This is a genomic window from Collinsella sp. AF18-8LB, from assembly GCF_003459795.1.
Lineage (GTDB): Bacteria > Actinomycetota > Coriobacteriia > Coriobacteriales > Coriobacteriaceae > Collinsella.
On record NZ_QRWU01000003.1, the window covers coordinates 104,931 to 119,253 of the forward strand.

At 60.3% G+C, this 14,323-nt stretch carries 13 protein-coding genes, 1 other RNA gene and 1 pseudogene; 5 read left to right on the forward strand and 10 right to left on the reverse strand.

Annotation, left to right across the window (positions count from 1 at the left end):
* Positions 1 to 65: 65 nt before the first annotated feature.
* From DWX25_RS05170 to DWX25_RS05180, 3 genes are all read right to left on the reverse strand, one after another.
* The gene (locus DWX25_RS05170; RefSeq protein ID WP_117799199.1) at positions 66 to 644 is read right to left on the reverse strand and encodes a xanthine phosphoribosyltransferase; all 579 of its coding nucleotides are present in this window, start codon (positions 642 to 644) and stop codon (positions 66 to 68) included.
* Positions 645 to 824: 180 nt separating this feature from the next.
* Positions 825 to 2,129, reverse strand: coding sequence for an MFS transporter (locus DWX25_RS05175; RefSeq protein ID WP_117799200.1), 1,305 nt, complete (start codon positions 2,127 to 2,129; stop codon positions 825 to 827).
* A gap of 141 nt (positions 2,130 to 2,270) precedes the next feature.
* Positions 2,271 to 3,554, reverse strand: coding sequence for an O-acetylhomoserine aminocarboxypropyltransferase/cysteine synthase family protein (locus tag DWX25_RS05180; RefSeq protein WP_117799201.1), 1,284 nt, complete (start codon positions 3,552 to 3,554; stop codon positions 2,271 to 2,273).
* A gap of 233 nt (positions 3,555 to 3,787) precedes the next feature.
* Between DWX25_RS05180 and DWX25_RS05185 the strand changes: the two genes are divergently transcribed.
* On the forward strand, positions 3,788 to 4,234 hold the full coding sequence (locus DWX25_RS05185; protein WP_117799202.1) for a C-GCAxxG-C-C family protein: 447 nt from the start codon (positions 3,788 to 3,790) through the stop codon (positions 4,232 to 4,234).
* Between the two features lie 67 nt (positions 4,235 to 4,301).
* On the opposite strand, the gene DWX25_RS05190 is transcribed toward DWX25_RS05185, so the two are convergent.
* The 3 genes from DWX25_RS05190 to rpsA form a co-directional block, all read right to left on the reverse strand.
* Complete coding sequence (locus DWX25_RS05190) at positions 4,302 to 4,940, reverse strand: YigZ family protein (RefSeq protein ID WP_199412323.1); 639 nt, start codon at positions 4,938 to 4,940, stop codon at positions 4,302 to 4,304.
* Positions 4,941 to 5,018: 78 nt separating this feature from the next.
* Positions 5,019 to 5,380, reverse strand: an RNA gene (gene rnpB / locus DWX25_RS05195) — RNase P RNA component class A.
* 343 nt (positions 5,381 to 5,723) lie between these two features.
* Positions 5,724 to 6,890 (reverse strand): 30S ribosomal protein S1, encoded by a 1,167-nt coding sequence (rpsA, locus tag DWX25_RS05200; protein ID WP_022095232.1) that lies wholly within the window; start codon positions 6,888 to 6,890, stop codon positions 5,724 to 5,726.
* 315 nt (positions 6,891 to 7,205) lie between these two features.
* Here rpsA and DWX25_RS05205 point away from each other — a divergent pair, with 315 nt between their 5' ends.
* The gene (locus DWX25_RS05205) at positions 7,206 to 7,964 is read left to right on the forward strand and encodes an HAD family hydrolase (protein ID WP_117799204.1); all 759 of its coding nucleotides are present in this window, start codon (positions 7,206 to 7,208) and stop codon (positions 7,962 to 7,964) included.
* A gap of 87 nt (positions 7,965 to 8,051) precedes the next feature.
* Here the strand turns inward: DWX25_RS05205 and DWX25_RS05210 are convergent, their stop codons facing one another.
* Positions 8,052 to 8,441: a hypothetical protein gene (locus tag DWX25_RS05210; protein ID WP_233505257.1), complete on the reverse strand. Its 390-nt coding sequence runs from the start codon at positions 8,439 to 8,441 to the stop codon at positions 8,052 to 8,054.
* Positions 8,442 to 8,739: 298 nt separating this feature from the next.
* Between DWX25_RS05210 and trpS the strand changes: the two are divergent.
* The 3 genes and pseudogenes from trpS (at position 8,740) to DWX25_RS05230 (ending at position 11,347) form a co-directional block, all read left to right on the forward strand.
* Positions 8,740 to 9,790, forward strand: a pseudogene (gene trpS / locus DWX25_RS05220) (tryptophan--tRNA ligase).
* A 136-nt stretch (positions 9,791 to 9,926) separates the two neighbouring features.
* On the forward strand, positions 9,927 to 10,757 hold the full coding sequence (locus DWX25_RS05225) for an HAD-IIB family hydrolase (RefSeq protein ID WP_233505115.1): 831 nt from the start codon (positions 9,927 to 9,929) through the stop codon (positions 10,755 to 10,757).
* 257 nt (positions 10,758 to 11,014) lie between these two features.
* The gene (locus DWX25_RS05230; protein WP_117743637.1) at positions 11,015 to 11,347 is read left to right on the forward strand and encodes an MGMT family protein; all 333 of its coding nucleotides are present in this window, start codon (positions 11,015 to 11,017) and stop codon (positions 11,345 to 11,347) included.
* Positions 11,348 to 11,401: 54 nt separating this feature from the next.
* On the opposite strand, the gene DWX25_RS09680 is transcribed toward DWX25_RS05230, so the two are convergent.
* The 3 genes from DWX25_RS09680 to DWX25_RS05240 form a co-directional block, all read right to left on the reverse strand.
* Positions 11,402 to 11,689, reverse strand: coding sequence for a hypothetical protein (locus tag DWX25_RS09680; RefSeq protein WP_233505258.1), 288 nt, complete (start codon positions 11,687 to 11,689; stop codon positions 11,402 to 11,404).
* Entirely contained in the window at positions 11,649 to 12,497 is an 849-nt protein-coding gene (locus DWX25_RS05235) for a hypothetical protein (RefSeq protein ID WP_233505259.1), read from the reverse strand. Before DWX25_RS05235 ends, DWX25_RS09680 begins: the two co-directional genes overlap by 41 nt.
* 257 nt (positions 12,498 to 12,754) lie before the next feature.
* On the reverse strand, positions 12,755 to 14,005 hold the full coding sequence (locus DWX25_RS05240) for an MFS transporter (protein ID WP_117799207.1): 1,251 nt from the start codon (positions 14,003 to 14,005) through the stop codon (positions 12,755 to 12,757).
* Between the last annotated feature and the right edge of the window lie 318 nt (positions 14,006 to 14,323).

Consider the following 14,323-nt stretch of genomic DNA (forward strand, 5'->3'; position numbering starts at 1 on the left):
CAAAAAAATGTGACAAAGGGACAGTCCCTTTGTCACATCGCATACCAATCGCTTGTGTTGCGCGCTTAGGCGAAGGTGATCTCGCCGGTCTCGCAGTCCATATCGGCGATACGGGCCAGGCTCTCAACGCGGAAGCCACGCTCGCGGAGCTTATCGCCACCGCCCTGGAAGCCCTTCTCCACCGCAATGCCAATACCGGATACCTCGGCACCCGCAGCCTCGCAGATCTTGATAAGACCCTCAAGCGCGCAGCCATTGGCCAAGAAGTCGTCGATGATCAGGACCTTGTCGCCCTCGGACAGGAAACGCTTACCAACGATGACCGGGTACTCCTTTTGCTTGGTAAAGGAGTAGATGGTCGTGGCATACTGCTCGCCGTCGAGGTTGATGGACTGCGCCTTCTTGGCAAAGACCACCGGCACACCGCCAAAATGCTGAGCCGCGATGCAGGCCATGCCAATGCCCGAAGTCTCAATCGTCAGGATCTTGTTGATCTCGACGCCCTCGAACAGACGGGCCCACTCGGCGCCCATGTGGTCAAACAGCTCAACGTCGCACTGGTGGTTGAGGAAGGCATCAACCTTAAGGACGTTACCGGCCTTTACGATGCCGTCATGGCGAATACGATCCTCAAGCTCCTGCATGAGGCAACCCCTTCTCGCAGCAAGGATGCCGCGCGATTAATAAACGTTGTTCGGTAGTCTACCACGGACCGACCCCCGCCCGCCCCACAAGCCCCTGCGCACCATAAAGCCGCAAGACCAGCTAATTTGGGACGGGGCTCTTTTAGCTACTTTCAATGAGCCGATAGCCGCCTTCGCAAGCTAATGGCGGGCGCGCATCCTCACCAAACGCACCATGGCGAGCGCAAAGCCCGCTGCCGCCACAGCCATGAGCACGTAGAATACCGAGCGAAAACCAAACAGGAACACATCCGGACGACCTGCAACAATACTGGTCACGGCCTCGCCCATCGCCACGCTCATCTGCCCATACAGGATATGCGATGCCGCTGTAATGCCCACTGCCATACCCGCATAGCGCGCCAGGCTACCCAGGCTGCCCGCAAAGCCGAGCGCTTCGCGCGGAGCCGAGCCCATATACAGCGAGTTATTGGGGCTCTGGAAAATCGACGTACCGCACGACATAAACGCGACGCAACACACGATCACAGGGATGGAAGAGTGCTCGTCGAGCGTGCTTACCGCAAAAAGACCGCATACGTACACGCCTAGGCCGACCGCCGTGGGACCCTCGCAGCCAACACGGTCCGAAACCGTACCCGAAAGCGGGCCGATAAAGGCATTCACCATCGGCAGCGCCAAAAAGAGCAATCCGGAAATGTCGGAACCAAAGCCGTGGGCGTCCTGAAAATAGAACGGCAGGATAAACTCTGATGCGCCAATACCAACGAACACGATGAGCATGCAGGCGAGGTTGATGGTGAAGGCCGAATTTGCAAAGCAGCGACGCGCGGCCTCCGCCAGCGACATGGGACGCTCGCCGGCCTCCGGCTTAACATGCGGCAGCGTGTAAAGCCCCACGATAAACGAGATGACGCCAATGGGCAGGTTGATGAGGAAGATACTCTCCCAGGGAAAGCTTGCCACCAGCATGCCGCCCAGCACGGGGCCACACATCATGCCGAGGGCCACGAAGGTCGCGAGAATGCCCATGGCGCGGCCGCGCTCGCGCGCCGGAAACGACTCGGTGATGATACCCATGTTGTTGGCCATGGCCGCCGCGCAGCCGACGCCCTGCACAATGCGTGCCAGAATAAGAACTTCGAGCGAACTCGAAAGGCCGCAAAGCAGCGAGCCGGCCGTAAAAACGATTACACCCAGCTGGAATACGCCCACCTTGCCGCGCACGTCGCCCAAGCGGCCAAACGGCAGCATAGCCACGCATGTCGCAAGCAGGTACACCGAGCTCACCAACTGGATGTGGTCGAGGCCCACGCCCAGCTCCTTTTGCATCACGGGCAACGCCACGGTCACGACGGTCGAATCCAGACACGACATAAACGTCATGATGAGCACGGTAAACAGAATCGCCCATTTGTTCTTGCCATGGGTGTCGCCTTCTAGGGCAATGTGCTCGCGGCGCAGCTGCTCTGCAGTTTTCTCCATATCCATCCTTTCGAGTGGCCCAACGCAAAAACGGGGCCCCAATCGTCTGCAAACAGTCGCGATTGGGGTCCCGCCTACGGAATCGGAACGAAAGGTCACCGAAGCTTTCTGCCAGCATCGGCGCCTTGTGCGAACGCTAGCCTAGCACTGCTCAAGCGCCTGCTCAAGGTCGGCAATCAGATCGGCCGTGTCCTCGAGGCCGCACGACAGACGCACCATGTCGGCGGAGATGCCACAGGCGATGAGCTCCTCATCGTTCATCTGGCGATGGGTGGCGTTTGCCGGATGCAAGCAGCAGGTGCGCGCATCGGCCACGTGCGTAGCGATCTGGGCGAGCTTAAGGCTCTTCATAAAGGTCTCGGCCGCCGCACGACCACCGTTAAAGCCAAAGCTCACGACGCCACAAGTACCGTTGGGCATGTACTTCTGAGCCAGGTCATAGTACTTGTCGCCCTCCAGACCCGGATAGCTCACAAAGCGCACCTTGGGATGGCTCTGCAGGAACTTGGCAACGGCCAGGCCGTTCTCGCAATGACGCGGCATGCGCACATGCAGGCTCTCGAGCGAGCTGTTCAAGAAGAACGCCGCCTGCGGGTTCTGCATGGGGCCAAGGTCGCGCATGAGCTGAGCGGTTGCCTTGGTAATGAAGGCACCCTCGCGACCGAACTTCTCGGCATACGTCACGCCGTGGTAACTCTCATCGGGCGTGGTGAGACCCGGGAACTTATCCGCATGGGCCATCCAGTCAAACTGGCCGTGGTCGACGATCACGCCGCCCAGGTAGGCAGCGTGTCCATCCATGTACTTGGTGGTAGAGTGCGTAACGATGTCGGCGCCCCACTCAAAGGGACGGCACATCACGGGCGTCGGGAAGGTGTTGTCGACCATCAGCGGCACGCCATGGTCATGCGCGGCCTTGGCAAAGCGCTCAATATCGAGCACGGCAAGGGCGGGGTTGGCGATGGTCTCGCCAAAGACGAGCTTGGTGTTGGGGCGGAAGGCAGCCTCGAGCTCCTCATCGGTGCAGTCAGGGGCCACAAACGTGCAAGTCAGACCCATACGACCCATGGTATGGGCGAGCAGGTTGTAGGTACCGCCATAGATGGCAGAACTGGCGACCACGTGATCGCCGGCGCCGGCCACGTTAAAGATCGCAAGGAAGTTCGCAGCCATGCCCGAACTCGTGAGCATCGCAGCGGTACCACCCTCCATCTCGCAGATCTTGGCGGCAACCAGATCGCACGTGGGATTCTGCAGACGGCTGTAGAAGTAGCCCGATTCCTCCAGGTCAAAAAGCTTGCCCATGTGCTCGGACGTGTCGTACTTCCACGTGGTGGACTGGTAGATGGGCACCTGGCGCGGCTCCGCATCGCCCGGGCGATAACCGCCCTGAACACACGTGGTACCGATGGTCTGCTCGCTCATATCCAACTCCCTTACTTGGGTTTTGTTTTATTCGGTTCACGATACCGCTACCCCGCACCCCTCTCAACCCATCCCGCCGATAGGTTATGGGACAAATTAATCAGGTTTATTTGTCCCAAATCTTAAGAAAGCGTTCGATGGCGAAAAACAATAAGATATGCGCTGGGGTCTCGATGAGTGAGTGCGCCAGCAAGGGTACCATAGGCGGGTACACCGTGATCAAGGAGACAACGATGAAGCAAATCGATACTGCCCAGCTCGACGCCGCCGCCTGCCAAGCTCAGGCTGCCGAATACCACGCCCGCGGTTTTAACTGCGCACAGGCCGTCGCCTGCACGCTCGCGCCTGCCGTCGGACTCGACCCCCAGGTCGCCTTTACCCTCACCGAGGGCTTTGGCGCCGGCATGGGCGGTATGACCGAAACCTGCGGCGCCATCTCGGGCGCCGTGGCCATCATGGGCTTTGTAATGAGCGACGGCATGGAAAACCCCAAGACCAAGGGCAAGACCTACAAGCTGTCGCGCGAGATCGCCAAGCGTTTTGGCGAGAAGAACACGACGACTGTCTGCGGCACGCTCAAGGGCATCGGATCGGATAAGGGTCCGCTCCGCAGCTGCCCCGGCTGCATCGACGATGCCGTCGAGATCGCCTGCGATATGCTAAAGCAGCTCGCCGAGTAAACGGCAGCAACAGAAAACGACGGCCGGCACGCTTGGGATCCATCCAAAAGCACGCCGGCCGTCGCCGTTAGAACTCAGCAAATTCGGGAGCGCCGACTTCGATCTCCTCGCGACCGGCCATAAGCTCGCGCATCTTGGCGCAAAACGACTCCTGCTCCCCCGCCTTAAACACCAAATGAATCGTCACGGCATCCGCGTAATCGGTATCCGAAACCTTGGCACCACAATCCTGCGCCAAGCGAAGCACCTGCTCATACTGCGGATAGGCCACACGCACGTCAACAGGCACGACGCTCGTCATCTCGACGATCTGCCCGGACTCCTGAGCCGCCGCCACCGCCGCCTGCGTCGCCGCGGTATAGGCGCGCACCAAGCCACCAGGCCCCAGCAGCGTGCCACCAAAATAGCGCGTTACCACGCAGCAAACATTTTTGAGCCCAGCACCGCGAAGCACCTCGAGCGTCGGCATGCCGCTGGTTCGACTCGGTTCACCGTCGTCGCTCTGACGCTCGCGTCCATCGACCAAAATCCAAGCGGGAACATTGTGTCGAGCATCGTAATGACGCTTGCGGACCATCTCGATAAAGGTATTCGCCTCATCCTCAGACTCAATATGGACCAGCTGGGCAATAAACCGGCTCTTACGGTCCACAAACTCGCCCGAAGCCTCAATATTCGATTGCAGAGTAAAATAGCTGTCCAACAAAGCCCCTCAACAACAAGCAAAGCAACAAACAGCCTCAATAATACGGCAAAGGCCAAACCAATTGTCAGGGTAACAAAAATGCCAAGTGGGCCTATAAGCCGGGTTCTGTCGTGAACGGTCATTTATCTTGCCTGCACGTTACCGTGCAGCTCCACGCACGCTACCCGAACGCGGACCGGGCCGGCCCATAGCGTTCCTATTCGCGCTTGCTCCGGATGGGGCTTGCCAAGCCGCCGTGTTGCCACGACGCTGGTGGTCTCTTACACCACCGTTTCAGCTTTTCCCTTTACGCCTTGCGGCGCAGGTGGGAGTCTTCTTTTCTGCGGCGCTTTCCGTCGGATCACTCCGCCCGGCCGTTAGCCGGCATCCCGCCCTCTGGAGCCCGGACTTTCCTCACGCGTGCTGCAAGCAGCACATCGCGCGACCGTCTGGCCCACTCAGCAGTGCAAGAGTGTAGCACACCGTCAGCATAGGCAGCGGCACAACACAAGCGCTCGACACGATAAACCAAGAACCATGTCATGCAGTACAATAGGAACGCCGATGGGCAACGTTGTCAGTCGAGACGCGACCGCGCTCCGCACCCCTCCGTCTACTCGGTGCGTTCCCGCCTCCTCCCCGAGGCGGGATGTCGGCGTTTTTTCATGCACCGACAACTCAATAGCAAGCGAATAGCCCAAGCAGCGTTACGCGCAGGCACTACCGAACATCTCGGCAGTAAATGCAAAAAGGGACCCGTCCATTACGGACGGATCCCTTAAAACAAGTGATCGTCAAACCGATTTACTCGGCGTCGGTCTCCTCGTCCTTCTTCTCGGAAGGCAGCGGGGTAACCTCGATCTCGACGCCCAGAGTCTCAGCAGCGGACTTCATGGACAGGGAGATACGACGACGGTCGAGGTCGATCTCCATGACCTTGACCTGAACCTTGTCGCCCACGTGGGTGACCTGAGAAGGCTGATCGACGTGCTTGTTGGCCATCTCGGAGATGTGCACCAGGCCCTCGATGCCCTCGCCCAGGTCGACGAAAGCGCCGAACGGAACAAGCTTGGTCACCGTGCCCTCGACGATAGCGCCGACGGGGTACTTCTTGACCAGTGCGCGCCACGGATCCTCGGTGGTCTGCTTGAGACCCAGGGAGATGCGCTCGCGGTTGAGATCGACGTCGAGAACCTCGACCTCGACCTCCTGGCCGACCTTGACAACCTCGGAAGGATGGTTGACGTGGTTCCAGGAGAGCTCGGAGATGTGGATGAGGCCGTCGATACCGCCGAGGTCGACGAAGGCGCCGAAGTCGACGATGGAGGAAACGGTGCCCTGGAGACGCATGCCAGACTTGAGCTTGGACAGGATCTCGGAGCGCTCGGCCTTACGGGACTCCTCGAGCACGACGCGACGGGAGAGGACGACGTTGTTGCGGTTGCGGTCCATCTCGATGACGCGGGCCTCGATGCGGGTGCCCATGTAAGAGGTGAGGTCCTTGACGCGACGGAGGTCGACGAGGGAAGCGGGCAGGAAGCCGCGCAGGCCGATGTCGAGGATCAGGCCGCCCTTGACAACCTCGATAACCTCGCCCTCGACGTTCTCGCCGGAGTTGAACTTCTCCTCGATGCGGTTCCAAGCACGCTCGTACTCGGCACGCTTCTTGGACAGGACCAGACGACCGTCCTTGTCCTCCTTCTGGAGAACCAGGGCCTCGATGGGATCACCGAGTGCAACGATGTCTGCAGGGTTAGCGTCCTTGCGGATGGACAGCTCGCGGACCGGGATAACGCCCTCGGACTTGAATCCGATGTCAACGAGCACCTCGTCATGCTCGATCTTAACGACAGTGCCGTTAACGAGATCGCCCTCATCAAAGTCGGTAATCGTACCGTCGATGAGGTTGTTCATCTCCTCCTCGTTGACATCGTCAAGAGAGAAAATGGACGAGTTCTGAATCTCACTCAAAGGTGGACCCCTTTCGAACTACGGGGCCCCGATTGCTAGGACCTACAGATGGGTGCGACAAGCACACAACGTTTAGGAACACTCGGGAGCCGACAGATACTGATGTGACGCTTATGCAATCACGTCCGTATAGATTACGGGGAAATCGCTTCGATTTCAAGCGTGAACTGCGATTTTTTACTCGTATGGAGACTTTTTCGCAATCTTGTGAACGACTGTCTCCACAAGTTGACGATGAGCAGCTAGGCACACTGCTTTGGGGTAAAGTATCCCAGACATACGATTCTGGAACGATTTTTCGAGAAAGGTGCCCGCGTGCTCAAAGCAGTCGTTTTCGATATGGACGAGACGCTTCTTAGCATCAACCTCAACGCGTTCATCCTTCGCTATTTTAAGGATGTCTCGTCGATGCTCGCGGATATCGGACGTCGCAGCCGCGGGGGCACGATGGCACGCCTCGGCACCATCCTGGTCGACCTCAACGCCAATCGCCGCAGCAGCACGGACAATCGCACCAATCTTGAGTTCTACCAGGAAGAGGTTGAGCGCCGGTGTGGCATCTGCCTCTCGGACCCACTTATCTACGAGGCGTTTACCTACTACGATCACGAAGTTCTGCCGTACAAGAACGATGACATGATCAACGCAAAAGCCATGCCGGGTGCGCACGCCGCGCTTCAAGCCGTACAGGACGCGGGGCTGCGCTGTGCGCTCTTCACCAACCCCAGCTTTCCCCAAGGGGCCATCGAGTGCCGCATGGGCTGGGGCGAGCTGACAGACGCGCCCTTCGAGCTCGTAACGCACATGGGCAACGCCACGCGCTGCAAGCCCGATGCCACATATTATCTAGAGCAGCTGCAGGTCATGGGGCTCGAGCCACATGAGGTTCTCATGGTGGGCAACGACCCCAAGCGCGATTTCCCCAGCCCCGACTGCGGCATTCAAACCGCCTATGTGGGCCAAGGAAAGCCCGGCCGAGCCACCTGGCGTGGAACCATGGAAGACTTCGCCCGCGACTTTAACGCCGTAGCAGAAGCCTTCTACGAGCACCAAATAGCCGACGAACTAAGCTAGTCCCCAAATCAGGAATGGGGCGCACGTTTGCCCCACGCTTCATTACGTGGGCAACGGCTTGAGGGCAAGATGCGATGCCCCAGTGTCCTAGGCCGTGATCATTTTGACGCGTTCGCCGATTTTGGCGTCGCGCTTGTCGGAAATAACAGTAAAGCCCTCCAGGTCGCACACCTTTACATTTGAAAACACGTGGAACTTGGAGCTATCGGCGAGTACGTAACTCGCCTGGAAATTCTGCATCACGATACGTTTTTTGATAGCCTCGGGATAACCTGGCGTCATGATGCCGCGGTCCTCGTCCACCGCGTTGACACCTATAAACGCCCGGTCAAAGTACAGCTCGCGCAGCGCGCTCTCAACCATAGGACCGGTGAGCGAGCAGGTAACGGGGTTGAAGTCGCCGCCAATTACCACCACCTTAGCAGCAAGCTCGCCCGTAAACCGACATGCATAGCCGTTGGTGGTGTAGATAGTCACCGGCTTGTCGACGAGCAGGCTCAGGAGTGCCGTCGCGGTGGTACCGGAGTCGACAGCGAGATGAGACCGTCACGCCCGGAGACCCCGCTTTCGCCGCCGAGGAGCGCGCGGCGCACGTGGCCCATGAGGAGCGGCTCGAGCATATCGAGGGGCTCCTTCCCAAGAAGGGAAACGACCCTGCGGGACGACACGGCGAAAACCATCGTTGATTCCGGCAAGAGACGCCGTTTCTCTGGTAGCTTCATCTTCAACCAAGACCGACAATGCCGGCCAGGCACTCAACCCAAAAGGAGACAGCATGCCCAACGAGCTCAGCTATGAGGTCAGCCTCGAGCGCAGCAACCAGATCCGCGCCGACCTGCCGCAGCACCCCGAGAAGTACACCATGCTCACCGGCGACCGCCCCACCGGCCGCCTGCACCTGGGCCACTACTTCGGTACCCTCAAGGGCCGTGTCGAGCTGCAGGACATGGGCGTGCACACCAACGTGCTCATCGCCGACTACCAGGTCATCACCGACCGCGACAGCACCGATAACATCCAGGACAACGTCTACAACATGGTCATCGACTACCTGGCCTGCGGCCTGGACCCCGACAAGACGATGATCTACACGCACTCCGCCGTGCCCGCGGCAAACCAGCTCATGCTGCCGTTCTTGTCGCTCGTCTCCGAGGCCCTGCTGCAGCACAACCCCACCGTCAAGGCCGAGATGGAGGCCAGCGGCCATGAGCTCACCGACCTTTTGCTCACCTACCCCGTGCACCAGGCGTGCGACATCTTGTTCTGCAAGGGCAACGTGGTGCCGGTCGGGCGCGACCAGCTGCCGCACATCGAGCTCACCCGCACCATCGCACGCAAGTTCAACAACCGCTACGGCAAGGTGTTCCCCGAGGTCGACGCGCTGCTGTCCGACACGCCGCTGCTGCCCGGCTTGGACGGTCGAAAGATGAGCAAGTCTTACGGCAACGCCATCAACATCTCGATGACGGCCGAGGAGACCGCCAAGCGCATCAAGAAGAGCCAGACCGACGGCGAGCGTATGATCACGTTCGATCCCGAGGCGCGCCCTGGCGTATCCGGCCTGCTCTCCACCGCCGCGATCTGCACCGGCCGCTCCGAGGTCGAGATCGCCGAAGAGATCGGCATGGGCGGCTCCGGCCAGCTCAAGAAGTACGTCACCGAAAGCGTGAACGAGTACTTTGCCCCCCATCCGCGCCCGCCGCGAGGAACTGGTCCAGGATATGGACTACGTCAAGGACGTCCTACGCGAGGGCAATCGCCGTGCCAACGAGGTCGCCGAGGCGACGCTCGCCGAGGTACGCGAAGCCATGGGAATGGTGTACTAAGCCATCCGGCTCGCGGAAACGCGCCGCGACACGCGAATGGGCCATCTTCACGTGTCCACGCCTTCGACATAGCCAAGGTCTTACGAGGTGGGCGATAATAAGCCCGCCTCGTTTTTTACGTTGTATGGGGGATTGCATGTACCGACTTGTTGCCAGCGATATGGATGAGACGTTTCTCGATGCCGACCACGCCATCCCGGCGTCCAATCTCCGAGCACTCAAACGCATGAGGGAGCTCGGTGTGCTGTTCGTCCCTTCGAGCGGGCGATGGTATTCCTCTATCATGGACAACTTCTCGGGGGAGGCCCGCGAGCTGATCGAAGACGGCTATGTGCTCTCCTATAACGGCGGCTTCATCAACCGCGTGGGAGACCCCACCCCGCTCACCACCTGCGGCCTTTCCAACGAATGCGCGAACGCGATCTATGCAAAGGGGCTCGAACTCGGACTCTGCATGCACGTCAACGTCGCCGACGGCCACGTGTTCGTGAATGACGCACCCACACGGGAGCGCGACTATCTGGAATCGATCACCGGGGTCACTCATTTTCGCGGATCTGACCATCCCGACCTCTCATTCCTTGAAGGCCGTGGCATCGTGAAGATCCTGTACGTCGACTGGGACTTCGATGAGCTGCAGGAATTGGGCCGCAAGCTCGCGCCGATGGCCGAGCGACTCGGCGTTGACATCACCTTCTCCTCCAAGCGCTACCTCGAACTCATGCCCGCAGGCGTTGACAAAGGGACGGGGCTCACGCGCCTTGCCGATATGCTGGGAATTCCGATGTCCGAGGTCATCGCCGTTGGTGATTCCGCAAACGACCTCTCCATGATCAAGGCGGCGGGACTGGGCGTCGGCGTGGCGAATGTCACCGACGACGTGCGGCCGTATTGCGATGTCGTCCTTGAAACGGCTGGGACTGAGGGTGCGTTCTCCGAACTCATCGAGCGATTCCTTGAACCCTAACGACCACATGTCACTGTGTCTTTCTATTTGTAACCCTTGATTAACTTATGGAGAGGCTGTATGCTCGTCGGTCTACGACTTGGGTCTCAGAGAATTAGCTATAGTTAACTTAATGAAGGCACAGGCGAATTAAAGACCTTCGACACGAACGTTGCGCCTTCCCTCCCCTCGCGCAACACCTCTTTGGAAAGGCGCCCCGCACATGTGGGGCGCCTTTCTTGACTACAATGGCGATATCGATTGAAAGTGAGGGCGGCATGGCAGACCGGGACACCGACGGATTCTTCAACCGCGTATACGACATGGTACGCCAGGTGCCCTGCGGCATGGTTGCCACATATGGTCAGATCGCCAAGCTCGTTGGTGAGCCCCGTCGAGCCCGATACGTGGGATACGCCCTGCACGTCAATCCGGAACCCGGCACCATCCCCTGTCATCGCATCGTATTCGCCGACGGACGCCTCGCGGAGGGGTTCGCCTTCGGTGGGCCCGAGGCGCAGCGCACACTGCTCGAGGACGAAGGCGTTGCCTTCCTCGCCAACGGACATGTCGACCTGCAGGCCTCTCGCTGGCCAGCGGGCCTGGTATGACAAGGGGCGCCGACAGCGCCCCTTCCCGTTTTGGATCCTTGGCAGGCAACCCAATCAAACGGTCGCCTCGAGTGCGTCCCCCGCGCGGTCGAGTGTGCTTCTGACCTTGGCACTCTGTTTGAACCACGTGCGCAGGTCCTCGAGCGTGCTGCCCGCTGCATACACCTTGATTTTGCGACCACCCCTCGTGGTCACCGTGCAGCGGTCGCCGCTCTCGCTGTTCTCGTGCGCCGTGATCTTCTTGAGGTAATCGCGGCGAAACGCCACGACGCGGGCGTTGCTGATCTCGATGAACCAATCGTCATCGACAAGCGAAGTACCCGTGGCACCTCGGCTTGCCATCTCCTCGGAGAAGGAGAAACCGAGCGCGCGCTCCTGCCTGCCGATCTCGAGGATGCCGCGGGCCGGCATGCCGAGCATGAGCAGGGGCAGGAACCCCCCCTATGAACAGGAACAGGAACGGGATGAGCACGAGCAGGCGCGCACCCTCGTCGGTGAAGACCGCCATGAAGGCGAGGACGAGCGAGAAGACGAGGGCCATGCCGTTGAAAACAATCGTCAACGGCTTGATGGCAGACCAACACAGGCCCGCCTTGGTCATGGGACCGTCGACGGCGTCCGAGACTTCGATGCCCTCTTCCTCCAGACGGGCGAGGAGGTTGAGCGAGCACACCCCCTCGAGGCTTATCGAGCAGAACTTCCGGTCGCCCTCGAACAGGTCGATCCTCATCATCTGCGCGTGAAGCGTTGCACGGGTGATGTTGCCAAACGTCGTCTCCTTGCGGATGCCGAAGGCGTTACGCGAGAGAATGCGCCCACCGTCCACGTCGATACGCGGGATGCTCAGCAAGGCCCAGATAGCCATACCCGCGAGCGCCATGGCATGACCGAACCACACAAGTTCGTGGTCCCACTCGCCCAGCGAGACGCCCTGCCAGACGTAGACACCCAGCATGAGCAGTTCGAACGCGACGGCGCAGCAGGCGATGATCGTGCGGATGGCTGCGGGCATGCGCACCGTGAAGCAATCGAGGCTGTCCGTTGCCTCGCTGCGCTCGCGCGCGCCGCGGCGGGCGACCCATGCAGTGAGCGGGCCGACGATGAACACGGTCATACCGACGCGCAGAATGGATTCGAGCAGATTACTCATAGGGGCCACCGCCTCGGGCTCTGGAGATTAACTGCAGGAAACGCTGCCAGAACGATGGGATGCGCACAACGTAAGGAGCCGCGTATCGGCAAGCGGCGGCATCGCAATCGCCCGGCGAACAGATGATGATCGGCGCCGGGCCAGACGAATTAAACAAAAGGGTGGTCGACGGCGCCCTCGCAGGCGCACCGTCGACCACCCTTCACGTCGCAGCGACCCTACGAGCCGTCCGAAACGAAACGCACTCCGCCAGAGCGCTACCCAATCTTGCGGATGCTCGGGATCGCCCAGGTGATGCCTGCTAGGATCACCATTGCAGCACCGATAAGCACGAAGCACGCGCTTACGCCGATGGCGTCCGCGAACAAGGTCGATGCGACGAGCCCCACGGGCATAGCCCAGCTGCAGACCGCTCCGTACAGACCGAAGACGCGGCCCATGCACTCGGGATCGACGCGCTCCTGCATGAGCGCCATCTGCGGCGCGCTGTACAGCGGACTCGAGACCCCCATCGCGAACGTAAGCCCCAGAAACACAACGAGCGCGGAAGGGGGCACGAGGCCGCCCGCGAGCGTGCCCGCTCCGAAGAGGCCGATGGCCAGCGTGCACGAAAGCGCGCGGTTCTTAAGGCCACCCGTCGCCCCGATCCAGCCGCTCGCCGCGATCATGCCGACCGAGAACGCGATCTCCGCGATAGCCGACTGCGTAGTGGTGCCCCCAAAATGGTCGAACACCATGAGCGGGAACAGCGCGGATATGGGCGAGAACAGGACCGAGAAGGCGAAGCCGATCCAGAGCATGGCGAACAGACCGTGATGGCGTTTGAGCTCGCGGTACCCGTTGGCCGTCTCCAATAGGAAGGCCCGCACCGCGCGGTGCGACGCCTCGGCGTTCTCCTCGGGCGTATGGCGCTCGGGCGCCGGCGTCTTGATGCCGGAGGTCGCCACCGCGATGCTCGCGAGCACCGCCCCGGCGACATCGAGCGCGATCATGAAAGTCAGACCAAACGCCGGGTAGACCGCCGCGGCGATGGCGTTGCCGATGATATAGCTACCCGACTGCATGAACTGCAGCATGCCCGCCAGCTTGCCGAGCACCTCGGGCGGGGCGATGAGCGGTGTGAGCGCGTTGAAGGCGGGCGTATGGAGCGTGCTGCCCAGCGCACGGACGAACAGCACCGCCGCCACAACGGCGACAGAAAGGTCGCCCCGAAGCGAGCCGAAGACAAGCGTGAGGCTCACGGCCGCGATGAAGAGATCGGCGCCGATCATGAGACGCTTGATGGACGTGCGGTCCACGATGGTGCCCGCGAAGGCGCCGAGGAGCGCCATGGGCAAGAAGGCCGCCAGGCTCACGAACGACAGGGCGCTCGCGGAGCCGGTGGTGAGGGTGACGTGCCAGATGAGACCCATCTGCAGAATGGAGCTCGTGAGCACGGAGAAGAACTCGCCGATCCAGACGATGGCGAGCGAGCGCTTCCAAGAAGCGCAGGGATTCGGTTGTGTCATGGAATAATCCTTTGATGCGATCGGTGGTATGCAGCGAAGTACCGGTCGCTCACGCGACCGTGGCTAGAGCCAAATCCTCATGGAAGCAAGCATGGTGCAGCTCCCCTTTCCAAATCTAGAGGTAAACCTTCAGCCGTGAGTGGGGCTATTATAGGGACTTGCGAGCCAAGATGCAACAGGAAGACCTCTACGGAGCGTAGATGCCGGGCGCCCCGAACCACTTATGCCATGAGAGACGGCATCCGATTCTCCTTGACTTGGTCTCAATGTGATATCACAATGCAATCAGCAGTCGCACGGACTGCTCGGGGACTCGCC

Excerpts from the sequence above, each read along its gene's own strand:
- DWX25_RS05175 (WP_117799200.1), bottom strand. The coding sequence starts at position 2,129 with ATGGAGAAAACTGCAGAGCAGCTGCGCCGCGAGCACATTGCCCTAGAA.
- DWX25_RS05235 (WP_233505259.1), bottom strand. The coding sequence starts at position 12,497 with ATGAGTAATCTGCTCGAATCCATTCTGCGCGTCGGTATGACCGTGTTC.
- DWX25_RS05230 (WP_117743637.1), top strand. The coding sequence starts at position 11,015 with ATGGCAGACCGGGACACCGACGGATTCTTCAACCGCGTATACGACATG.
- DWX25_RS05180 (WP_117799201.1), bottom strand. The coding sequence starts at position 3,554 with ATGAGCGAGCAGACCATCGGTACCACGTGTGTTCAGGGCGGTTATCGC.
- DWX25_RS05170 (WP_117799199.1), bottom strand. The coding sequence starts at position 644 with ATGCAGGAGCTTGAGGATCGTATTCGCCATGACGGCATCGTAAAGGCC.
- DWX25_RS09680 (WP_233505258.1), bottom strand. The coding sequence starts at position 11,689 with ATGGCAAGCCGAGGTGCCACGGGTACTTCGCTTGTCGATGACGATTGG.
- DWX25_RS05225 (WP_233505115.1), top strand. The coding sequence starts at position 9,927 with ATGTACCGACTTGTTGCCAGCGATATGGATGAGACGTTTCTCGATGCC.
- DWX25_RS05240 (WP_117799207.1), bottom strand. The coding sequence starts at position 14,005 with ATGACACAACCGAATCCCTGCGCTTCTTGGAAGCGCTCGCTCGCCATC.
- DWX25_RS05185 (WP_117799202.1), top strand. The coding sequence starts at position 3,788 with ATGAAGCAAATCGATACTGCCCAGCTCGACGCCGCCGCCTGCCAAGCT.